This is a genomic window from Verrucosispora sp. WMMC514 (genome assembly GCF_027497295.1).
Lineage (GTDB): Bacteria > Actinomycetota > Actinomycetes > Mycobacteriales > Micromonosporaceae > Micromonospora > Micromonospora palythoicola.
This window is the reverse complement of sequence record NZ_CP114906.1, coordinates 108,049-130,780: the sequence shown is the minus strand read 5'-3', so window position 1 is coordinate 130,780 and position 22,732 is coordinate 108,049. Positions and strand designations below refer to the sequence as shown.

The window sequence follows — 22,732 nt, the reverse complement described above, 5'->3', positions numbered from 1 at the left end:
CGCCGAGGCGGGCGGGTCAGACCGCGTTGTCCGCGATGACCTGGCGGTACCAGTGGGCGCTGCGCTTGAACACCCGCCGCTGGGTGGGGTAGTCGACGTAGATCAGTCCCCAACGCTGCTCGTAGCCCTCGGCCCACTCGAAGTTGTCGAGCAGGGACCAGACGTGGAAGCTCTCCAGCGGCACGCCCTCGGCGACGGCCCGGTGGGCGGCGGTCAGGTGGTCGCGGAGGAACGTGACGCGGCCGTCGTCCTCGACGGTGCCGTCGGCACCGAGTTCGTCGGCGGTGGGCAGGCCGTTCTCGGTGACGGTGAGCGGGATCGGCCCGTAGTCGCGGGTGACCCGGGTCAGGATGTCGTACATCCCGTCCGGGTAGATCTGCTGCCACTCCGCCTCCGAGGTGGGCCAGCGGCGCGTCGTGCCGCCGGACGCGGTGACGTAGATCGGGGTGTAGTACTGCACGGCGAGCAGGTCGATCGGGGTGGAGATGATGTCCAGATCGCCGTCGCGGATGCCGCGGACCATCCGGCTGTCGGGTCCGAGGTCGGCCAGCACGTCGGCCGGGTAGCTGCCGGTCAACGCGGAGTCGAGGTACAGGCGGTTCTCGTAGCCGTCGAAGAGGCGGGTGGCCTCCGCGGCGGCGGCCGAGTCGTCGGCGGGATAGCAGGGGTGCAGGTTGAAGGCGGGGCCGATGCGGCTCTTCCCCCCGGTGGCGCGCAGGGCACGGACGGCGAGGCCGTGGGCGAGCTGGAGGTGGTGCGCGACCAGGTACGCCGCGTCGGGGTCCTGCCGACCGGGGGCGTGATGGCCGAAGAGGTAGCCGTTCTGCACCACGGTCTTCGGCTCGTTGATGGTCAGCCAGACCGGTACCCGGTCGCCGAGGGCGTCGAAGACGATCGCGGCGTAGTCGGCGAAGCGTTGGGCGACGTCGCGGTTCTCCCAGCCGCCGGTGTCCTGCAGACCCTGCGGCAGATCCCAGTGGAACAGCGTGGCCATCGGGGCGATCCCGCGTTCGTGCAGGCCATCGACGAGGCGACGGTAGAAGTCGAGGCCGCGTTGGTTGGCGGCGCCGGTTCCGTCGGGCTGGATGCGCGGCCAGGAGATGGAGAACCGGTAGCTGCGCAGCCCCAGGTCGCGCATCAGATCGAGGTCTTCGGCATATCGGTGGTAGTGGTCGGCGGCCACGTCGCCGGTGTCACCGTTGCGGGTACGCCCGGGGGTGCGGCTGAACGTGTCCCAGATCGATTCGCCGCGCCCGTCCTCCTTGGCGGCGCCCTCGATCTGGTACGCGGAGGTCGCGGCACCCCAGCCGAAGTCGGGCGGGAAGGAACGCCGGGTGGCCGGGGACGACGCGGTGGCCGTGTCGTCGGCCGGGTCGCCGGTCTGGCAGCCGGCGAGACCGGTGGCGGTGGTGGCTGCGGCGGTGGCGCCGAGCACGGCGCTGACCGGGGTGGCGGCGGTGGCCGAGAGCGCCGCGCGGCGCAGCAGGTGCCGCCTGGTGAGTATCGACATGGGTTCTCCTCGTGGATGGGGACGACCGCCTACGCCCGGGAGCGCTCCCAAGAAGGGTAGAGGGTAGGCGGTCCCCGCTGGGCCGAGTCGTCACGAGGGGGTGGGGCGGACGGCTTCGGTGGCGGGATGACGTGGGTGGGGAAGGGCGCGGTGCCGGTCGGGTAGCTGGTGCGGCGGGACCGGGTTGCGCCGAGTGCCGCGGGCGGACCGGTGGTGCGCGCCCGGGCGGTCGGCGGGGCGTCGCGGATGGCGGTCGGCGGGCGGGTCGACTGCCGTGCGGGGCGCGCGGGTGGTGCGCGTCTGACCCGTCGGCCTCTTTTCCCATCGTGAACGGGGGTTTAGTGTGGGGACGGGGGAGGGCAACCCCCGTCCCCACCGTGTTGCGGTACACGCACGTTCGGATTGGCGTCCCAGTTGTGCGTGTCGCGCGGGAGCCGGGCCACGCGAGTGGCTGAGGATCCACCTCCCTCCACTGTGGTGGGGTGACGGCTGACGGCGGTGTCCGGGCTGGCCCGCCGTCGGCCTGTGGTCTGTTCCCCGGAGCCGTGGGCACGACCCCGGGCGATATTCCGGGTGGAACTCTGTCGATGGAAGCGCTCCCATCGACGTTGCTGCGACTGTAACGCCCGTCACGGCTTTGTGAAAGCCCCAAAACGAGATCGAAACAAGTCGGTGTTTCCGGAAGCTCTCTCGCTGGTGTTGGGAGCGCTTCCATGGCACACTGTCGATCGACCGCGCGGAGCCAAGGTACGCGTGAGCGCGGGTCGCCGAGGGCTTCCGGCTCGTCCGGTACGGCGTCCTGCCAGCAGCGGGAGCAGCTGCCGTCCCGTACGGTGCCCCGCCGCGCCGGCCCCACCCGGGCCGCAGCGACCACCATCCACTGGCACCTCGGCGGACCTGTCGTTCCCGAGGTGTCACCGCCGGGGCGCCATCGCCACCGGCCTGGTCCGAGGAGACACCGCGCAGATGAGAAACCTGGCTAGACGTCGGCGCCTGGCGTGGCTCGCCGCCGCGGCGCTGGCGATCGGTGGGGCGACGGTTCCCGCCGCCGCCGCACAGGCCGCACCGGCCTGCGACGTGGTTTATACGACGAACGACTGGAGCAACGGCTTCACCGCCAACGTCACCATCCGGAACACCGGTGACGCGATCAACGGCTGGACCCTGAAGTTCGCCTTCCCCGGCAACCAGCGGGTCACCCAGGGCTGGTCGGCCCGGTGGAGCCAGAGCGGCAACGAGGTCACCGCCGTCAACGAGTCCTGGAACGGCAACATCCCGGCCGGCGGCAGCACCAGCATCGGCTTCAACGGCTCGTACTCCGGCACCAACGCGAAGCCGACCTCGTTCTCGGTCAACGGGGTCACCTGTGGCGGTACGGCGCAGCAACCCCCGACGGTCAGCCTGTCGGTGCCCGCCGGCCCGTTCACCGCCCCGGCCACCGTGCCGCTGACCGCCACCGCGAGCGACCCGGACGGCACCGTCGCCCGGGTCGAGTTCTACCGCAACGGCCTGCTGGTCAACACCGACACCAGCGCGCCGTACGCGTACACCCTGGAGAGCCTGCCGGCCGGTGACTACACGGTGCAGGCCCGGGCGTACGACAACAGCGGCCTGTCCGCGATCGCCGAGCGGTCGTTCACCGTCGCCGCCTCCACCTCGCCGGCCCTGGTCGCCACGCCGACCGCGGTGACCGTCCCCGAGGGCGGCAGCTCGACGTTCAACCTCAAGCTGAGCCGGGCGCCCACCGCGAACGTCGCGGTGAGCCTGGCGCGGACCGGTGACGCGGACGTCACCGTCACGCCGACCTCGGCGACGCTGACCACGTCGAACTGGAACACCGGCGTCACCGTGACCGTCCGGGCCGCGGAGGACGAAGACACCGTCGGTGGCACCGCCACCGTCACCGCCTCGGCCACCGGCCACACGCCGGCCACGGTGACCGTGACCGAGATCGACAACGACGTGCCCGGCGGGGACGACGAGTACGTGCAGCGCTTCCTCACCCAGTACAACAAGATCAAGAACGCGGGCTACTTCAGCCCGGAGGGCGTGCCGTACCACTCCATCGAGACGCTCATCGTCGAGGCGCCGGACCACGGCCACGAGACCACCTCCGAGGCGTTCAGCTTCTGGCTGTGGCTGGAGGCCTACTACGGTCGGGTGACCCAGAACTGGACGCCGTTCAACAACGCCTGGACGGTGATGGAGCGCTACATCATCCCGTCCGACGCCGACCAGCCGACCGCCGGCTCCGCCGGTGACGCCACCTACGCCGCCGAGCACGACCTGCCCAGCCAGTACCCGTCGCAGCTGGACTCGAACGTGCCGGTCGGCCAGGACCCGCTGCGCGCGGAACTGCGGTCGACCTACAACACCGGCTCCGTCTACGGCATGCACTGGCTGCTGGACGTCGACAACGTCTACGGCTACGGCCGCTGCGGCGACGGCACCACCCGCCCCGCGTACATCAACACCTTCCAGCGGGGCACCCAGGAGTCGGTGTGGGAGACCGTGCCGCAGCCGTCCTGCGACACCTTCGCCCACGGTGGCCAGTACGGCTACCTGGACCTGTTCATCAAGGAGTCGCAGGCCCCCGCCAAGCAGTGGAAGTACACCAACGCCCCGGACGCCGACGCGCGCGCCGTGCAGGCCGCGTACTGGGCGCTGACCTGGGCCAAGGAGCAGAACAAGGCAGCCGACGTCGCGGCCACCGTGGCCAAGGCCGCCAAGATGGGTGACTACCTGCGGTACGCCCTGTTCGACAAGTACTTCAAGCGGGTCGGCAACTGCGTCGGGGCCAGCGCCTGCCCGGCCGGCTCCGGCCGCACCTCCGCCCACTACCTGCTCTCCTGGTACTACGCCTGGGGCGGCGCGTACGAGACCAGCCAGAACTGGTCCTGGCGGATCGGCTCCAGCCACAGCCACTTCGGCTACCAGAACCCGTTCGCGGCCTGGGCGCTGACCAACGTCGACGAGCTCAAGCCGCGCTCGCCGACCGCGGCGGCGGACTGGACCAACAGCCTCAACCGGCAACTGGAGCTCTACACCTGGCTCCAGTCGGCCGAGGGCGGCATCGCCGGTGGCGCGACCAACAGCTGGGGCGGGCACTACGGCCAGCCGCCGGCCGGCACGGCCACCTTCTACGGCATGTTCTACGACGAGGACCCGGTCTACAACGACCCGCCGTCGAACCAGTGGTTCGGCATGCAGGCCTGGTCGATGCAGCGCATCGCCGAGCTGTACCTGGTCAGCGGCAACGCCCAGGCCAAGGCGCTGCTGGACAAGTGGGTGCCGTGGGCGATCGAGCACACCACGCTGGGTGAGGACTGGTCCATCCCGTCGGACATGGAATGGACCGGCCAGCCCACCAACTGGAACCCGACCAACCCGCAGCCGAACAACAACCTGCACGTCGAGGTGATCAACCGGGGCCAGGACGTCGGCGTCGCCGCCGCCTACGCCCGCACCCTGATCGCGTACGCGGCCAAGTCGGGCAACACCGAGGCGAAGGAAACCGCCAAGGGGCTGCTGGACGCGCTGCACTCGCACAGCGACGCCCAGGGTGTCTCGACGGTGGAGAAGCGTGGCGACTACCGGCGCTTCGACGACGTCTACGACGCCTCGACCGGGCAGGGCCTGTACATCCCGCCGGGCTGGACCGGTGAGATGCCCAACGGTGACGTCATCGCGCCGGGCAAGAGCTTCGTCGACATCCGGTCGTTCTACAAGGACGACCCGGCGTGGCCGAAGGTGCAGGCGTACCTCGACGGTGGGCCGGAGCCCGAGTTCCGTTACCACCGCTTCTGGGCCCAGGCGGACGTCGCCATGGCCTACGCCGACTACGGGAAGTTGTTCCCCAACGGCTGAACGAACTCCTCCGGGTGGGCACTGACCCACCCGGAGGCGCCGGCCGGGCCTCGGGGGTAGAGGCAGGTCCGGTTGACGGCCTGACACCCACGGTCAGGCCGGGGTGGGTCGGCCCTCTGGCCGACGCAGCGGAGCGGTCGGCCCACCCCACCACCGACGAGCCGCCGGGCACGGCGCGCACATAGCGAAAAAAAGTGACCGCCCCGGGATCACAACCCGGCCCGGGACGGAGTAACGTACATCACCGGAGAGGCCGCTCCCCCCGTGGCGGCCTCTCCCTTATTGTCCCAGCCCCGGCGCGTCGGGCTCGCCGGTGTCCGGCCGGCTCGCGGCCGGGCCGGTCGGCGGCGGCACCGGGTGCCGCAGCCCCGGATGACCGGCCGGCAGCGACCGGCGCAGCACGGCCCAACTCACCGCCAACGCCGCCGCGACCAGCGGCCAGGTCAGCCCCACCCGGGCGGCGGTCAGGGCGAGCACGTGACCGCCGAGATACAGCGGCACGAAGACCGCCACCCGCAGCAGGTAGGTTCCCGTCCACACCCAACTGGCCCGCCCGTACGCCCGCAGCAGCGCCGGGTCACCTCGCCAGCGTCCGCGCTGGCCCAGCGTGGTGCCGACGACGACCCCCAGCAGCGGCCACCGGACGATGATGCTGACCGCCCAGGCCAGCGCGCTGGCGGCATTGGCCAGCACCTGCACGAGGAAGAAGTCCTCGGCCCGACCGGTGCGCACCGCCACCAGCGCGGCCACACAGACCGCCAGCAGCCCGACCAGCACCGACCGGGGCCGGTCACCACGGCGCAACCGCCAGCCGGCCACCACCGCCCCGGCGACCAGGGCCGCCACCACCCCGACCAGGACCGACCGACCGGCCACCAGCCAGCCCACCGCGAACGCGACCGGCGGCACGGTGGCGTCGACGGCTCCTCGACGCCCACCGAGCAGATCGGCCAGTGACTCGCCCCGCCCGACCGTGGTGGCGTCCCGCTCCGAGGTACCGGTCACGTGCCCTCCTTCACCCGCGGCCAACCTATCGCCACGCCACGGGCGGGCCACCGGCCGGACGCCGCGAGCGTGCCGCTAAGTTGTGCGGGTGCGCGTGACGCCCCGGGGTGGTACAGCGGTCTGGCTGGTCGTGCTGGCCCTCATCCAGACGGCGGCCTTCATCGCCGTCTGGCGGTTCGCCCTGCACACGGAGGTCGGTCAGTGGATCGACACGGTGGCTCTCACCGGTAACCGCATCGGCCAAGACCACATCGAGGAGCCGGTCGACCGGATCCTCAACGCCATGTCCGTGGTGTCGCTGCTGGCGGTCACCGTGATGATCGGATTCATCGCGCTGATCCGGGGTCGGGTCGCCCTCGCCGTCGCGGCGACCCTGCTGATCGCGGGCGCCAACGTCACCACCCAACTGCTCAAGTACGGGCTGAGCCGCCCCGACTACGGCATCGACCTGGAACGGGTGTACGTCGGCAACAGCCTGCCCAGCGGGCACACCACGGTCGCCGGGTCGGTGGCGGTGGCCCTGGTCCTCGTACTGCCGCCGAAGGTGCGGGCCGCCGGCGCCGTGATCGGTGCCGGCTACGCCGCGACCGCCGGGGTGGCGACCCTGTCGGCGGGTTGGCACCGGCCCAGCGACGCGGTCGCCGCGTTCCTGGTGGTCGGCGTCTGGGCGGCCTTGGCCGGCCTGCTGCTGCTGATCACCCAACGGGAACGGGCGGAGGTCGCGGCCGGCGACGCGCACCGGCTCACCGCCCTGCTGCTGGGCGTGGGCGGGTTGCTGGCGATCGCCGGCTGTGCGTTGGCCCTGTGGTGGCTGGTGGGGCTGCGGTCCACCCCGGCGGCGGAGCTGTCCCGCCGTCCGCTGTTCGTCGGCTACGCGGGCAGCGCCGCCGGCATCGCCGGCTCCATGGCGGTGGTGATGGCGCTGGTGCTCACCGCCGTGCACCGTCTGGTCCCCCGCTACAAGGGCTGAGCCGATGGACGTCGTACGGTCGGCCTTCCACGACGAGTGCGACCGGCTCGGCACGGTGCTGCGCACCCTCGACCGGTCGGACCTGGACCGTCCGACCCGCTGCGCGCCGTGGACGGTGGCCGACCTGCTGGCCCACGTGCGCACCGGAGCCGGCCGGCTGGCCGACATGCTGGCCGCCCCGGCGCCCGGCCCCGCCCAGGTCGACGCCGCCGGCTACTTCGGCGCGGCGAAGTTCCTCCCGGCGGTGGATGCCGCCCGGATCGCCGCCGCCCGGGATCAGGCCGCCGCGGGCGACGCCGGACCATCGCCGGGCCGGACCGGCGCGGTGCTCGCCACGGACTTCGACCGTGCCTGGCGGGCCACCCTCACCGCGGTCGACGCCCACCCCACCGACCGGGTGGTACGCACCCGGCACGGCGACGCGATGACGGTCACCGAGTTCCTGCGTACCCGGGTGGTGGAGGTCGGCGTGCACGGCCTCGACCTGGCCGAGGCGCTGGACCGGCCACCGTGGCTGACCCCGACCGCAGCCCGGGTGATCGCCGACCTGCTCACCGGCGGGCAGGCCCTACCGCCGGACCTCGGCTGGGACCGGCTGACCCTGATCGGCAAAGCCACCGGCCGCAGCCCGCGCAGCCGGACCGAGCAGCAGGCCCTCGACACCGCCGGCATCCGGCTGCTCGCCTTCGGCGGCTGACCGGCGTCCGACCGCCGCGCACCCGCCCGCGCGAGCCGCCACCGGCCCGATAGCCGGAACGCGGCCGGTGGGTCGTGGGTCAGGCGGCGGTGCGCGGCGCCGGCACGTGCGGAACGGCGGCCCGCAGGTGGGCCAGGACCACCGGGTCGATCCGACCGGGCGCCAGCCGCTCCTCCAGGTTCTCCAACCCGGCCCAGGCGACCAACGCGTCCTCCGGCTCCGCCGGGTCGGCCGGATATCCGAGCGCGGTCAGCAGGCCGGCGACCTCGGCGGCCAGCGCACCGGTCAGGTCCAGCAGGGTCGCCGGATCGGGCCGGCTGAACAGCAGGGTGTGCACCGCGAGCAGCCGGTCGAGTTCGGTGATCGGGTCAGGGTGGTCGTCGACCCGCAGGTCGATCATGGTGTCGCCGGTGCCGCCGTACCCGCCGCCACGGCGCACCACCAGCAGCCCCGCGCTCTGCCGGCCGCGCCGGTCACCCCCGGCGGCCTCGCCGGCCCGCAGCGCCGCCAGCAGCCGCTGCGGGAACGGCAGGTCGGTACCGGTCAGCCAGGCGTCGCGTAGCCCGTCGACGACCTGCGGGCCGGTGAGGATGTTGCCCTGCGCCGCCCAGCCGTCGCCGGCCTGCCCACCGGCCCACCCCCGGCAGTGCACTCCGGTCCAGGTGGCACCCGACCCGGTGGCGGCTACCACACCGAGCTGCCGGTGATCGCGTTCCGGGTCGGCGGCGACCAGGCCGGCGACCACCCCGGCGGCGGTCACGCCGGTCCGCAGCAGCGCCAACCCCTGCGGCCGGTAGGCCAGGTTCACGTGCGCCTGGGTGGCGATCGCGCCGACCTCGGCCGCGGCCCCCGACACCAGGGCGCCGGCGGCCAGGAAACGGCTCGCCACGACGACGCCGTGCAGTCGGCCGTCGTCGGAGCGGGCCACCAGGGAGAAGGTCACGCTGGACAGGTTAGCGCTGGTGACGGTCCTGCGACCGTCACCATGACCTTGCCCGACGAGGCCGGGCCGGGCACCATCGACCGATGACGACGCGATGGGCAATGACGGTGCCGATGGGCGGGATCCCGCTCGCTGACCACGCCGCGGTGTACGCGGCCCTCGCCGACGCCGGCTTCACCGACGTGTGGTCCTCCGAGGTCAACGGGGCCGACGCGTTCACCCCGCTGACGCTGGCCGCCGCCTGGCAACCCGGGCTGCGGCTGGGCACCGCGATCACCCCGGCGTTCACCCGTGGACCCGGCCTGCTGGCGATGAGCGCCGCCGCGCTCGCCGACGTCGCCCCCGGCCGGTTCGCCCTCGGCATCGGCGCGTCGTCGCCGGTGGTGGTCTCCGACTGGAACGCCGTGGAGTTCACCGAACCGTTCCGGCGCACCCGGGACGTGCTGCGTTTCCTGCGAGCGGCGCTGGGCGGGGAAGCCGTCGACGGCGCCTTCGACACCTTCGCCGTCCGCCGGTTCACCCTGGAACGGCCGCCGGCGGTGCCGCCGCCGCTGCTGCTGGCCGCGCTGCGTCCCGGCATGCTGCGGCTGGCCGCCGCCGAGGCCGACGGAGTGATCCTCAACTGGCTCGCCGCCACCGACGTGCCCCGGGCGGTGGCCGAGCTGGGGCGACGACGGGCGCAGTTCGAGGTGGTCGCCCGGATCTTCGTCTGTCCCACCGAGGACGCCGGGTACGCCCGCACCCTCGGCCGACGGATGATCACCAGCTATCTGACCGTACCCGCGTACGCGGAGTTCCACCGCTGGCTCGGCCGGCAGGAGGCACTCGCCGGCATGTGGACGGCGTGGGCGGCCGGCGACCGACGGGCCGCCCTGGCCGCGATCCCGGACGAGGTGGTCGACGCGCTGATCCTGCACGGCTCACCCGAGCGGTGCCGGGCACAGGTGAACCGGTACGTCGACGCCGGGGTGGACGTGCCGGTGCTGGCGCTGCTGCCCACCCCGGAGGCCACCGCCACCGACCCGGCGGCCCTGACCACGCTGCTCGCCCGGCTCGGCCGCGACGCCAAGGAGGCGGCGTGAACCTCACCGACCGGGTAGCGGTGATCACCGGCGGGGCCGGGGGGATCGGTGCGGCACTGGCCCGGCGGTTCGCCGCCGAAGGCGCCGCCGCGCTGGTCCTGGCCGACCTCGACGGTGCCGCCGCCGAGGCGGTCGCCGCCGCCGTGGGCCCGCTGGCCCGTGGGGTCGCGGTCGACGTCACCGACGAGGAACAGGTACGCGCCCTGGTCGCCGACACCGAACGTCGCCATGGCCGGATCGACGTGTTCTGCGCCAACGCCGGAGTGAGCACCGGTGGGGGAGTAGAGGTCGACGACGCCGGGTGGGAACGGTCCTGGCGGGTCAACGTGCTCGCCCACGTGTACGCCGCGCGGGCGGTGCTGCCGGCGATGCTCGCCCGGGGCAGTGGTTACCTGCTGCACACCTGCTCGGCGGCGGGAGTGCTGACCGCCGTCGGCGACGCCGCCTACACCACCACCAAGCACGCCGCCGTGGGCTTCGCCGAATGGCTCTCGGTGACCTACCGCGACCAGGGCATCCGGGTCAGCGCGCTGTGCCCGCAGGGAGTCGACACCCCGATGCTGGCCGACGGACTGGCCGCCGGACACCTGGGTGCCCGCATCATCGCGGCCTCCGGCGCCGTGCTCAGCCCGGACGACGTGGCCGCCGCTGCGGTCGCCGGAATGGCGGAGGAACGGTTCCTGATCCTGCCGCACCCGGAGGTGGCCGACTACACCCGCCGCCGCGCCGAGGACCCCGACGGCTGGCAGTCCGGCCTCCGCAAACTCGTCCGCCGCCTCCGAGCCACCCCCTGATCGCCGATCCCTCCGCCGCACCGCGTCGCCGATCATGCAGTTGTGGCACCCGAAAGGTTGCGAAGATCCTTTTTGTCAGGTGCCACGACTGCATGATCACGGTAGGCGGGTGAGGGTTAGCGGCAACGCCGCTCAGTTAGGGCGGTGGGTTGGTTGTCAATGCTGCCGCGTCGAGGATGTTGATCTTGAATGTGGCGTGGTAGGTGGTGCGGTCGATGGTGCCTTTGGCGCGGTGTTTGGAGATCGCGCGTTTGACCACGCGGGGGCTGATTCGGGTGCGGCGTGGGGGGAGCAGGTCGGCCAGGACGGCGCGGCCGATGGCTCCGACGAGGTCGATGACGGTGTCGGCGATGACACCGGCGGCGTGGGTGATCTGGTCTCGGGCGGCGTGGACGGCGATGGTGAAGCTGGCCCGGTCGGGGTTGGTCGTGGGCCGGCTGGCGGTGGCGTCAGCCATCGCCAGCCGGACCGCTTGGTAGGTGGTGAGCAGGGCGTGGACCTCTTGACTGATCCCGTTCGGGGTTCGGGCTCGCAGGACCCGTCCGCCCAGCAGGGTGGACTTCAACTCCAGGTATGCCGTTTCGATCTCCCAGCGGTGGTGGTAGAGGGTGACCAGGTCCATGGCCGGGAAACGGCGCTGGTCGGTGAGGGTGGTGATCAGCCGGTACCGGCCGATGTGGCGTTTGCCGTTCATGCTCACGACGATCTCGGCGTCGACGACCCGGACGCTCATCGTGCCGATGACCGACAGCCAGGAACCGTCGTGATGGCGGCGGATGACGGGTAGCCGCCGGTCGTCCTTGTCACGGATGAGTAGGTCAGCGCCGGTGCCGGCGAACTGCTCGATCATCGTGCGGGCAGCGAAGCCCCGATCGGCCAGCAGCAGCATGCCCGGGTGCAGACAGCCCAGCAGACGAGCGGCGCAGCTCAACTCGCCGGTGCTGATGGGAGTGAACACCGCATCGATGAGGGTCCGCGTGCCGCACACGACGACCGCGACCAGCCGCAGCATCGGATAGCCCGAGCCGCCGTGAGTTCCGGCCTGACGAGGATAGACCGCGAGGTTCGCCGTGCTGTCGGGCACGAACATGCTGGTGCCGTCGATTGCACACACCAGCAGACCTCGCCATCGCCCAGCCCCGGCAGGCGGACCTGCCACCAGCCGGAACAACGCTGCCAAAGGTTTGTCCCCAACCCGACGGCGAGCCTGAGACAGGGCTGAGGAAGTCGGCATCGCCACCGGCAACCCGTCCAGACCAGCAACCAGCCGAGCCCACACCTGCCGATAACCCAACTCGGTGAACAACCCCGCCGCGAGCAGCAGATACACCACCACCCGCGACGGCAGATCCCGCACCCGCGCCTGCACCGCCCGCGTCTGCGCCAGGACGGCATCGACCATCTCGAAGGGCACCTGCTGCGTCAACTCACCCAGATGACCTGGCGCGAACCGGCCGGCTGCCACCGTGGCGGTCCGAGCAATGGCACACTGTTCCAACGGCGGGGCTCCCGGTCCAGAGGCTGTCTTGGAGTGACAAACCTCTATACCGAGACCCCGCCGCCCTCGTCTATCGACACGCTCTTGACAGACGCCCCGTCTCCCTAACTGAGCGGCATTGGGGTTAGCGGGGCCAGCGGAGGGGGCCTGGGTGGACCGACCAGAGCAGGCGACGCCAGAGGGGGTGGGCGGCGCGCAGCGTCGCGCTGTAGGTGGTGGCGGCCTCGGCGGCGACCTCGGCCTGTTCGGCGGTAGCCGTGCCGGGCGCGAAGCCAACCTGGTTGATCAGCGTGGCGAGGTCATCGACGGCGAGCTGCGCCGCCGTCGACACCGGACGGTCCTCGTCGGCGGTGGAAGTGGCTTCGGCGGTGACGACGTCGCGACGGGTGGCCTCGGCCAGGGTTCGTCCAGCCACGGCGGCGACCTCGGTGGCGGACAGGTCCGCGGCGACCGGTTGGCCGGCCAGCCGCAACGCGTCGGTCAGTTCCCGCCAGGCACCGGCGATGCGGTGGCCGGGGTCACCCCGGTGCAGCCGGGCCCGGGTCTGTGCCCGGCGCAGCCCAGCGAGGGTGACCAGCAACGCCACCACGACGAGCAGCAGGCCACCGCCGGTGCCACCGACAAGCACCGGCGTCGGTACGCCGCCACCGTCGGCGGGTCCGCCGGGCGCGGCCTGCGCCGGTGGCGAGGCGGTCGGCTCCAGGGTGGGCTCCGGCTGCTCCGACGGTGGCGGGTCCTCCGGCTGCGGGCGGAAGTCCTCCTCCACCGGCCGGGGTTCCTCGTCCGGTCGGGGCAGCGGGTCGAACGCCACCCAGCCGAGACCGTCGAACAGCACCTCCGGCCAGGCGTACGCGTCGGCGGCCCGCACCGGACCCGACGAGGGGGCAGCGAAGCCGACCGCCACCCGGGTCGGTAGCCCGGCCAGCCGACCCAGCACCGCGAACGACGCCGCGAACTGTTCGGACGTGCCGCGCTGCCCGCCACCGTTACGCGGCCCGAACAGGAAGAACGCCAGATTCGGGTAGGCGTGGCCGCTCGGCGCGTCGGCGACCAGCCGGTAGTGCTCGGCCAGCCACTGCTCGATCGCCGCCGCCCGCGCGTACGGCGCGCCGTTCTCCTCAGCCAGCTGGGTGGCCAGCCGGCGCAGCTGCTCCGGTGCCCCGTCGGGAACGTGCAGCACCCGGGCCACCGCGTCGCCGGCCGGGGTGTTCGCGGTGGCCAGCAGGTTGCTGTCCGGGCGCTCCCGGGCCGAGGTGACCGTGTAGCGCAGGCCGGGGGTGAGACCCTCGGGGCGGATCAGCGTGCCGGTGCCCGGGTCGTAGGCGACCCGGGCACCGCTGACCTCGCGTGGGGTGGGCACCGCGGGCAGCAACCGGCCACTGAGGTCACCCATGGTGATCTCCTGCCGGACGGTCTCGACCGTGGCGTGGGGCGCCGGTTCGGTGGCGGGCAGGACCCGGCCGGCGTTGCGGTAGGTCGCACCCACCCGCCAGGTGACCCCGTCGTAGTCGCTGAGCACCGCCAGCCGGATCCGCACGCCGGCACCGGTCGACGCGGCACCCTCGGCCGGGTCCGCCGGGCCAGCGTCGCCGGGTAGGTCGGTCGCCACCTGGAACAGTTCCTGCTCCGGATTCAACGCCCAGCCGGAGATCCGGATCAGCGGGTTCTCGTCGAGCGTCTCCACCTGCGGCGGCTGCACGTAGCGCCGGGGATCCACCGGTCGGGTCTCCACCAGGGCGGCCACCGCCGGGCCGAGCAGCGCGGCAAGCGCCACCACCACCGCCGTACCGGCGGCCGAGGCCACCGCCAGCCGGGCCCGTAGCCCGGACCGGCCCGCCGGGGAAAGCCCGTCGACCGGGTCGCCGTCCGGGGGCCGGGACGACACGGCCAACCCGAGCGCCGCCGTCACCACCACCGCCACCGTCGCACCGATCGCCGGCTCCGCGTTGGGTCCGACCACGTACACCGCACCGGCGTGCAGCAGCATTGGCGGCAGGTAGCCCAGCAGCACCCGCCCGGCCCGCAGCGCCACCTCCGCGCCGGCCAGCCCGGCCAGCCAGGCGGCGACGACCGGCAGCAGGACCGTGTCCGGCGTGGCCTGCACCGGGATCATCGCGGTCAGCAGCCGGGGAATCGCGTTGCCGGCGGCGTCGCCGGCCACCTCGACGAACCCGCCCGGCAGCTGCGCGTCGGTGGCGGCCACCCGCAGGGACACCGCCGTCCACCCGAGCATGGCCAGCACCGACACCGGCGCGACCAGCCAGGACGGCAGCCGCCGGGTCACGACGCTGACCAGCACCGACCCGACCGCCGCGCCGGCCACCAGCATCGTCAGCAGCGACCCCGCGTACACCCGACCGAGCACCACCCCGGCCAGCGTGACCAGCACGACGAGCGTCGCCGGCACCGCCACCGCCCGCAGCAGCCTCACCACCGGCGTACCCCGTCCCACTCGGCGGCGAAGGCCGCCCCGTCGGCCGCGTCGACGACGACCAGCCCGGCCGCGCCCGGCGGCGTCGGCTCCGCCGCCCCGAAGATCCCGACCACCACCGACGGGTACGCGCCGCGCAGCGCCCCGACGTGTCCCAGATCGTCGCTCGCTCCCGGTCCGGTGAGGACGACAAGCGTGTCGCCGAGCCGGTCGCGGCGCAGCCGCGCCACCGCAGCCTCCAGCGTGCCCTCGCCGGTAAGCGTCACCGCCGCCAACCGGTCCAACGGTCCACTCGGACCGGTCCCCGACCCGTCGCCGCCGGCACCGCCACCCGCCGCGCTCCCGCCCCAGCCGTTTCCGCCGCCCGGGGCCGCGCCGTCCCGCCCGGTGCCGTCCGCCTCACCACCGCCCGTCGCCGTCCGGCCCGGACCGGTCCCTATCGATCCGGCGGACGTGTCCTCGGCGGCGACGAACAGCAGCACCACCGGCAGGTCCTCGCGGACCGCCGCGGTGACCACCGACGCCGCCGCCTCACAGGCCGACTCGAACGATTCCGCCAGCCCGCCGACCCGGTCCGGATGCGCGAGCGCCCGGTTGTCCAGCAGCACCACGATCCGGGGCAGGCTGGTGTCCACGTTCTCCCGCACCATCAGCTCACCCACCCGGGCGCTGGTGCGCCAGTGCACCCGCCGCAACTCGTCACCGACGACGTACTCCCGCAGCGAGTCGAAGGTGATCGAACCGTGCGGCACCGCGTCGACCCGCCCGTCGAGACTGCGGCCCGCGCCGGTGGGCACCGCCCGCAGCGGATGGACACGCGGGTGCACCCACACCGGCACGACGTCACCGTAGGAACGGGCCAGCACCATCAGGCCGAGCGGGTCGCGGCGAACCACCCGCAGCGGCCCGACCGGCACCACCCCACGCCGGCTCGTCGGCACCGGGTAGCTGACCGTGGTGTCCGCGCCGGGCCGCAACCGCAGCACCGGCACCGGCACCACCCGGTCACCGCAGCGGTCGGTGGCCAGCATGCTCGCCGCCGGCACCCGCCCCGCATTCCGGACGGTCAACGTCATCGCCGCCGGCTCGCCCCGGGCCACCCGGTCCGGGTCGGCCCGTCGGGACACCAGCAGCCGGGGCCGCCGGGCCGCCGCGACCACAGCGACCACCAGTGCGGTGCCGGCCGCCGCGCCGAGCAACGTCAACTCCGGGTACCCGAACCGGAAACCCGCCCCCAGCAGCAGCACGGCCGCCACGAGCAGACCGATGCCCCGGGCGGTGATCCCCACGCCAGACCTCGCCGGTCAGGGGTGCGCCGGGGCCGGCTGGCCCGACGGCAGCGGCACCGGCACCGAGGCGACCGCCTGCCGCAGCACGTCCGCGGCGGTCACCCCGCGCACCTGGGCGTCGGGCGTGAGCAGCAGCCGGTGCGCGAAGACCGGCTCGGTGAGCGTCTTCAGGTCCTCCGGCATGATCCAGCCCCGCCCGTCGATCAACGCGTACGCGCACGCCGCCCGGGTCAACGCGATCACCCCACGTGGACTGACCCCCACCCGGACCTGCGGATGGGTGCGGGTGGCCGCCGCCAGCCGCACCGCGTACGCGTACAGCGGCTCGGCGATGTGCACCCGCCGGGCCATCCGGACCATCTCGCCGACGGTGGCGGTGTCGGTCACCGCCGCGAGCGCCTCGGGGGAGCGGACCGTCGCCCCGCGCAGCACCTCCACCTCCACCGACTCGTCCGGATACCCCACCGACAACTTCACCAGGAACCGGTCCAGCTGCGCCTCGGGCAGCCGGTACGTGCCGTCCATCTCCACCGGGTTCTGGGTGGCCACCACCAGGAACGGCTGCGGCACCGGATGCCGCACCCCGTCGACGGTCACCGTCCGCTCCTCCATCACCTCCAGCAGCGCCGACTGCGTCTTCGGCGACGCCCGGTTGATCTCGTCGGCGATGACGATGTTGGCGAAGACCGGGCCGGGGTGGAACTCGAAGCCCCGGGTGGCCTGGTTGAAGATGGTCACCCCGGACACGTCGGAGGGCAGCAGGTCCGGCGTGAACTGGATCCGCCGCCACTGTCCCTGCACCGTCGCCGCGATCGCCCGGGCCAGCGTCGTCTTGCCCACCCCGGGCACGTCCTCCAGCAGCACGTGCCCCTGGGCGAACAACGCGGTGAACGCCAGCCGCACCACCTGCGGTTTGCCGAGCACCACCGTGTTCACGTTCTCGGCCAGCCGGGCGGCCAGGGCGGCGAAGCCCTGCACCTCCTGCTGGGTGAGCGGTTCCTGGCTGTTCACGGTGGTGCTCCTCGCCTGGGGTGGATCAGCAGGTGGGCAGGACGCCGATGTCGTCCCCGCCCTCCAGGTTGAGCCAGGCCCAGGGGATGTAGTTGCGTCCGCTGTAGTCGACCTGCACCCACCAGGTGCTGCGCTTCTCGTTGTTGTAGATGTACGCGTACACCTCTTCGCCCCGCTGCTTGCAGTACGCCTTCAACCGGGTGCCGGGCTTCGCCCAGCCGACCTGGCGGTCGTTGTCCTGCCGGGTGACCGAGAAGATCTCGTTGCCGTTGCGGCCGTCACGGTCCCGGTCGCAGTAGGTGGCCTCCGCGCCCGAGTCGCCGTTGTTGCAGGTCGCGACGCCGAACAGGGCGTCGGTCTGCTGCGCTTTCGTGGCGGTGCCGCGGCCGGCGGCGTTGGTCGCCGTCACCGTGAAGGTGTAGCTGGTGCCGGGGGCCAACCCGCTCATCGTGATGCTCGAACACGGGCCAGTCTTCGCCGGCTGACCCGACCGGGACAGCGTACAACTGGCCTCACCGCCACCGGCGTCCACGGTGAACGTCACCGTCGCCGCCGTCGCGGTCGCCGACGAACCGGTCACCGTCACCCGGGGCGCGGCCACCGTACGCGCCGTCGTCGTCGCCTGCGCACCCTCGCCGGCCTCGTTGACCGCCCGGACCCGCACCGTGACGTTCTGACCGTCACCGAGCCCACCCACGGTCGCCCGGGTGTCGGTGACCTCGCTGCGCTCGCCGCCCACCTCGACCACGTACCCGGTCACCGGCCGACCGTTGGCCACCGCCGGTGACCACTGCACCGCCACCGTCCCCGGCTGGTCGGCCACCGTGCCCGCCCGCAACTCCAGCGGCTCCCCGGGAACCGTGAACGGCACCACCGTGTTGCTCACCGGCGACGCCTGCGACGCGGCCCCCTTGTCGTTGACCGAGACGACCGTGAACGCGTACTGCGTGCCGTACTCCAGCTCACCGGCCTTCACCACCAGCTCCGTGCCGGTCGCCTCACCCACCGGTGCGTTCGCGCCCGCCGAGGTCGCCGACACCGCGTACCGGGCGATCGTGTTGCCCTGCCCGTTCGCCTCCGGCCAGCTCACCACCACCGTGCCGTCCGCCCGCGCCTCGGCGGTCACCTCGGTCGGCGCGTCCGGCACCTCCGCGGTCGGCGTCACCGGGTTGCTGGTCCGGGTCGGACCCGCGCCCTTCGCGTTCACCGCGTGCACCGAGAACCGGTACGTCTCACCGTTGGTCAGCTCGGTGACCTCCACCGACCGCTGGTTCGCGCCGACCTCCAGCCGCTGCCCGGCACCCTCCACCACGTACCGGATGATCTCGGCACCGTTGCTCGCCGCCGGCCGCCAACTCACCCTGGCCCGCGCGTCACCGGCCGCCGCGCTCACGTTGCGCGGCGCACCCGGCTTGCTCACCTGCGGCTTCTTCGGCGGCGGAGGCTCCGGCGGCGGATCACCACCGAGCACGTCGTTGGCGTACTTGTCGACCTCCCGTACCTGGTGCGAATCGTTCACCACCCGCGCGGTAGCCGCGTCCGGCGCGTTGATGAACAGGTAGTTCTCCCGGACCTCCAACTCCAGCGGGCCACCCCAGCGGCCCCGGATCGTGTCGGTGAGCTGGCCCGTCGCGTCGAACGCGTACACCGTGCCCGCTGCCTCGTCCGCGCAGTAGAACCGCCCGGCCCAGGCCACCGCCGGACCGAGCCGGTCACCATCGCCCGGCACCGTGAACGACCGCACCTCGCCACCGTCGCCGATCGCGTGCACCTGCCGCTGCCCCGGCACCGTCACCGGCACCACCGGCCCGCTGGTCCGCACCGGCAGGATGCCGGGACCGGTCAACGTCGACGCCAACGCCGTGCGTCGGGTCGTACCGGCCACGACCGTCACCAACACCCCGGCCGTGCGGTCCAGCACCGCCACTCCGTCATCCAACGTGGAGACCACCAGTTCGTGGCTCGCCTCCGCCACGTCGTACGTCTGCACCCGCGGCGAACCCACCGGCGAGTCCGCCGCCTCCGACGGCAGGATCACCGGGGTGATCGCCGAGACCGTGCCCTCGGCCGGCACCGCCACCCACAGGCGACCCTCGCCGTCGAACGCGCCACCGGTGATCCCCGGTGGATAGCGGACCGGCTCGCCCACCGGCGCCAGCGAACGCGGATCCAACTGCCGCACCACACCCTGGACCGCGTCCACCACGAACGCCGCGTCCTCGTGCAACGCCACACTGACCCCGAGCCCGGGAGTGGTCGGCGTGGTCGCGGTGATCTGCAACGTCGCCAGGTCCAGCGCGCTGATCTGACCGGTGTTCAGATCCCGCAGCACCAGCAGCCGGTCCGTCTGCGTCACCTGCATCGGATGCCGCCGCGCCGCCGGCACCTCCATCCGGGTGTCCACCCGCGCGGTGACCCCGTTGACCCGCGCCAACTCGCTGCGCGCGGCGCTCCACAACCACGAACTCGCGTCGTAGTTGGCCACCGCGTTGTCCGCCGAACCCAGACCGAGCACGGTCAGCCCCATCGCCGCCAGCAACGCCAGCACCGTACCCACGGTGACCAGACCACCGCGTACCCGGGACCGGGATCGTGGGGTCCGGGTCGCAACGGCCTCGTCGATGCTCGCCACAGCCGGCAGCCTCCCGTGTCGTCTCGGCAGGTGGCGCCCCCGTCCGGCGACCCCTCCCCTGAGCCGGGAGCCATCATATGGTCACGCTACGGACGCCGGGAACCCGCACCGTCCGCCTGTGGACACCCAGCGTGGCGTGTCGTCGGCGTGTCCCGCCAGGATCGTCCGATCGGGACCGGTCGTCCGCCGGTCAGCCGGTCGGCGCGGTCTACCGTGACGTGCACACCTGGTCGGAGGTGGCGAACTGGTCGGTGTCGTAGACGGCGAGCACCGCGAAACAGTAGTTCACCAGGGTGCTCAACCCGTTGACCGTGTAGCTGGTCCGGCCCGGGTCCACCGTGGCCATCATGCCCAGCGACTGCCCGGTCCGCCCGCCGGCCACCATGAACGGCACCAGCCCGTCCGACGGATCCGTCCAGGTCAACGTGATCGTCGTGGTGTCGTCGCGCATCGTCAGGTTTCCCGGCGGCGGGCCCACCGCACCGAGCGACGGCGTCGTCGGTTCCGTCGGCGGTGCGGCCCGCCGGTCCAGGACCAGCAGACCCACCCCGATCACGGCGGCCAGGGCCACCAGGACCGCCACCACCGCCACCACGATCGCGACCCGGTTGCGGCCCGCCGTCGGCTCCGCGCCCGGCATCGCCAACGGTCCCTGGTACGGCGCGGCGACCCCCGGAAGCTGCGAACCGGACCGACTCCAGGCCGGCGACGCGGCCGGTCCCGGATAGGGCGGCGGCGCACCGTGACCGCCGGGCTGCGGATAGGCCGCTGGGCCGTGCGGCTGGGCACCCGTCCCGTACGGGCCGGGTCCGCCAACCTGGCCGTACGACGCACCGCTGACCGGCTGGTACGGCACGGGTGCGGGGTGGGGAACTCCGCTTGTCGGCGGGTGGCCGACCGGCCCGCTGACGGGTGCTCCGCTGGTCGGTGGGTGGTCAGCCGGTCCGTCGGTGGCTGCTCCGCTGGTCGGCGGTGCATGGCCGGATGGTCCGCTGGTAGACGACATGTAGCCGGCCGCTCCGCTGGTCGCCGCGTGACCCGGCGGTCCGCTGGTCGGGCCGGGCTGCGGCAGTGGTGCGGTCATCTCGTGCGGGCCGGCCGTCGGGCTGACCAGCGCGGCGCCGTGCGCGGGCACGGACGGACCCGGCGGTGTGCTCACCGGTGGCGCCCAGCCGGGTGGTCCGCTGATGGGTGGTCCGCTCGTCGGTGGTCCGCTGACGGGTGGTGCCCAGCTCGGTGGTGCGCTGACGGGTGGTCCGCTGATGGGTGGTCCGCTCGTCGGTGGTCCGCTGACGGGTGGTGCCCAGCTCGGTGGTGCGCTGACGGGTGATGTGCTGACGGGCGGTGCAGTGACCGGTCGTGCCTGGCTCCGAGGTGCCTCGGCGGGCTGCCCAGGCGCCGGCGGTGCGCTGACCGACCAGGCCGAGGCGGGAGGAGCACTGACCGGCTGATTCTCGACCGACGGTCCGGTCACCGCCGATGACCAGGCCGGGGCCGCGCTCACCGGTGAGGGCACACCAACTGCCGGTTCCGGCGGTACGGGCGGACCACCGGCCCGCGCCGTTTCCTCGTCCAACAGCGGCCCGATCTGCTGGACGCGGATCGTGGGCCGGGCCCACTCGGGATGCCCGGTCGAGGCGGCCCCGCTCCGCGCCGACGTCGACCCGTCGGCGGCTGGATAGGGACGCGGTACGCCCGTCTGTTCCTCGTCCTCGACCCGCTGACGAGCCGCGCCGCTCGACGGTGTGACCGGCGTCGTGAGCGACGCCGCGGTGGGCGACGGAGCCGGCACCGTGCCGACGGGCTCGGCCACGGCGGCAGGCGAGACCGGCGGCACCATCGGCGCGGGTGGCACCGCAGCCGATCGGGCCTGGTCGGCCGGGCGGGCTGACTGATCTTGAGAGGCGGTCCGCGACCGCGGCACCACTGGTGGCGGAGGCACCGCGGGTGGAGGCGGAACCTGCGGTCCGGCGGACGGCGGCGGTATCCGAGGGGCAGGCGACGCGGCGGATGCGGGAATCTGACGTGGGATCTGCGGCACCGCTGCCGGTGGTACGGCGGCTGGTGGCGGGATCTGCGGCGCCGCTGCCGGTGGCACGGTGGGCGGTGGCGGGATCTGTGGCGGGTTCGGCTCGGCAGACGTCCGTGGTGCCGCCGGAATGACCGGCGGCGGTACGCCGGGACCCTGGGGTGAGCCGGGTGGGTGAGAGACGCCCGCCGTTCCCGGGCCGCCGGAAACAGGATGATCGATGGCCGGCGTGGATCCCGACGCTGAGGGCGGCGCCGCAGTCGAGGCGTCGTGCGGCTTCCACAGCGTGGAGAGCGCGGCCAGGGACACCGTAGGTTCATCCAGTGCCCCCCGGGCCGACCGGCCAGCCGGGCCAGGATCGGAGGCAGGAAGGACCACGGGCTGCGGGGCGGGAGCGGCGTCGCCGAGGTACTCCCGTGACATGCGTACCGCAGGATGGTCGGCACCGAGCACGGCGGGGCCGGCGGCGGCCACCCGGGTGTAGTTCCGGCGCGCCTCGTGGCGGTTGCCCAACTCGTCCGCGACGGACCCCAGCTCGAAGGCCAACGCCAGCATCAGGGGATCGGCATGCGGCCAGCGACGCTCCCCGGCGGCGAACGCCTCCTCCAGCACCCGCCGGGCCGCGCTCGGGTCGTCCGCCTCCCGATGCAGCCTGGCCAGCAGGTGAGCGGTGCTGAGCATGTCCGGATGATCCTTGCTGAACGGCGGCCGAGTCGACTCGACCGCCTCGATCAGCAGGTCACGGGCGGCGGCGAGATTACCCGCAGCACGCAGCGCGAGGGCCCGTTGCTGAGCGACGGCCAGGGGAGAAGCATGGGGCACGGGGCCCATGCTGCCGGGTACGGGCACCTCGACGCTACCCGGCGAGGGCCTGCCGCGAACCCCGTGCCGCGACGGCCAGACGCACCCGATGCCGATGTGCATGATCCATCTGGGGCGTGTACAGTAACTCCCCGTGCAGCCCACCGGGCGGC

Annotated in this window: 16 protein-coding genes and 1 pseudogene; 7 read left to right on the top strand and 10 right to left on the bottom strand. The window is 73.1% G+C overall.

Going from position 1 to position 22,732, the window contains the following annotated elements:
• Positions 1–16: 16 nt before the first annotated feature.
• A complete protein-coding gene (locus tag O7597_RS00545; RefSeq protein ID WP_269742385.1) occupies positions 17–1,510 on the bottom strand; it encodes a GH1 family beta-glucosidase in 1,494 nt (497 codons plus the stop codon).
• A gap of 966 nt (positions 1,511–2,476) precedes the next feature.
• Here O7597_RS00545 and O7597_RS00540 point away from each other — a divergent pair.
• Positions 2,477–5,377, top strand: a complete 2,901-nt coding sequence (locus O7597_RS00540) for a glycoside hydrolase family 48 protein (RefSeq protein WP_281581734.1) — start codon at positions 2,477–2,479, stop codon at positions 5,375–5,377.
• Positions 5,378–5,656: 279 nt separating this feature from the next.
• On the opposite strand, the gene O7597_RS00535 is transcribed toward O7597_RS00540, so the two are convergent.
• Positions 5,657–6,382 (bottom strand): DUF3159 domain-containing protein, encoded by a 726-nt coding sequence (locus tag O7597_RS00535; protein WP_281581733.1) that lies wholly within the window; start codon positions 6,380–6,382, stop codon positions 5,657–5,659.
• An 82-nt stretch (positions 6,383–6,464) separates the two neighbouring features.
• On the opposite strand from O7597_RS00535, the gene O7597_RS00530 reads away from it, so the two are divergent.
• Entirely contained in the window at positions 6,465–7,352 is an 888-nt protein-coding gene (locus tag O7597_RS00530; RefSeq protein WP_269742382.1) for a phosphatase PAP2 family protein, read from the top strand.
• Between the two features lie 4 nt (positions 7,353–7,356).
• Positions 7,357–8,049, top strand: a complete 693-nt coding sequence (locus O7597_RS00525; protein WP_281581732.1) for a maleylpyruvate isomerase N-terminal domain-containing protein — start codon at positions 7,357–7,359, stop codon at positions 8,047–8,049.
• Positions 8,050–8,128: 79 nt separating this feature from the next.
• On the opposite strand, the gene O7597_RS00520 is transcribed toward O7597_RS00525, so the two are convergent.
• A complete protein-coding gene (locus tag O7597_RS00520) occupies positions 8,129–8,992 on the bottom strand; it encodes a DUF1028 domain-containing protein (RefSeq protein WP_269742380.1) in 864 nt (287 codons plus the stop codon).
• Positions 8,993–9,093: 101 nt separating this feature from the next.
• Here O7597_RS00520 and O7597_RS00515 point away from each other — a divergent pair, with 101 nt between their 5' ends.
• Complete coding sequence (locus tag O7597_RS00515; RefSeq protein WP_281583350.1) at positions 9,094–10,074, top strand: LLM class F420-dependent oxidoreductase; 981 nt, start codon at positions 9,094–9,096, stop codon at positions 10,072–10,074.
• Positions 10,071–10,868, top strand: a complete 798-nt coding sequence (locus O7597_RS00510) for an SDR family oxidoreductase (RefSeq protein WP_281581731.1) — start codon at positions 10,071–10,073, stop codon at positions 10,866–10,868. The genes O7597_RS00515 and O7597_RS00510 overlap by 4 nt, the downstream gene beginning before the upstream one ends.
• A gap of 136 nt (positions 10,869–11,004) precedes the next feature.
• On the opposite strand, the gene O7597_RS00505 is transcribed toward O7597_RS00510, so the two are convergent.
• The 6 genes from O7597_RS00505 to O7597_RS00480 form a co-directional block, all read right to left on the bottom strand.
• On the bottom strand, positions 11,005–12,333 hold the full coding sequence (locus tag O7597_RS00505) for an IS4 family transposase (protein ID WP_269738909.1): 1,329 nt from the start codon (positions 12,331–12,333) through the stop codon (positions 11,005–11,007).
• 157 nt (positions 12,334–12,490) lie between these two features.
• A complete protein-coding gene (locus O7597_RS00500; protein WP_281581730.1) occupies positions 12,491–14,800 on the bottom strand; it encodes a transglutaminase domain-containing protein in 2,310 nt (769 codons plus the stop codon).
• Positions 14,794–16,086, bottom strand: a complete 1,293-nt coding sequence (locus O7597_RS00495) for a DUF58 domain-containing protein (protein WP_281581729.1) — start codon at positions 16,084–16,086, stop codon at positions 14,794–14,796. Before O7597_RS00495 ends, O7597_RS00500 begins: the two co-directional genes overlap by 7 nt.
• 15 nt (positions 16,087–16,101) lie before the next feature.
• The gene (locus O7597_RS00490; protein ID WP_269742376.1) at positions 16,102–17,097 is read right to left on the bottom strand and encodes a MoxR family ATPase; all 996 of its coding nucleotides are present in this window, start codon (positions 17,095–17,097) and stop codon (positions 16,102–16,104) included.
• Between the two features lie 25 nt (positions 17,098–17,122).
• The gene (locus O7597_RS00485) at positions 17,123–19,729 is read right to left on the bottom strand and encodes a fibronectin type III domain-containing protein (RefSeq protein ID WP_281581728.1); all 2,607 of its coding nucleotides are present in this window, start codon (positions 19,727–19,729) and stop codon (positions 17,123–17,125) included.
• 208 nt (positions 19,730–19,937) lie between these two features.
• Complete coding sequence (locus tag O7597_RS00480) at positions 19,938–20,888, bottom strand: fibronectin type III domain-containing protein (RefSeq protein ID WP_281583349.1); 951 nt, start codon at positions 20,886–20,888, stop codon at positions 19,938–19,940.
• Positions 20,889–20,916: 28 nt separating this feature from the next.
• On the opposite strand from O7597_RS00480, the gene O7597_RS00475 reads away from it, so the two are divergent.
• On the top strand, positions 20,917–21,180 hold the full coding sequence (locus O7597_RS00475; protein WP_281583367.1) for a hypothetical protein: 264 nt from the start codon (positions 20,917–20,919) through the stop codon (positions 21,178–21,180).
• 306 nt (positions 21,181–21,486) lie between these two features.
• A complete protein-coding gene (locus O7597_RS00470; RefSeq protein ID WP_281583366.1) occupies positions 21,487–21,624 on the top strand; it encodes a hypothetical protein in 138 nt (45 codons plus the stop codon).
• Between the two features lie 518 nt (positions 21,625–22,142).
• Here the strand turns inward: O7597_RS00470 and O7597_RS00465 are convergent.
• A pseudogene (locus tag O7597_RS00465) lies at positions 22,143–22,589 on the bottom strand (tetratricopeptide repeat protein); the annotation flags it as partial.
• Positions 22,590–22,732 lie beyond the last annotated feature (143 nt).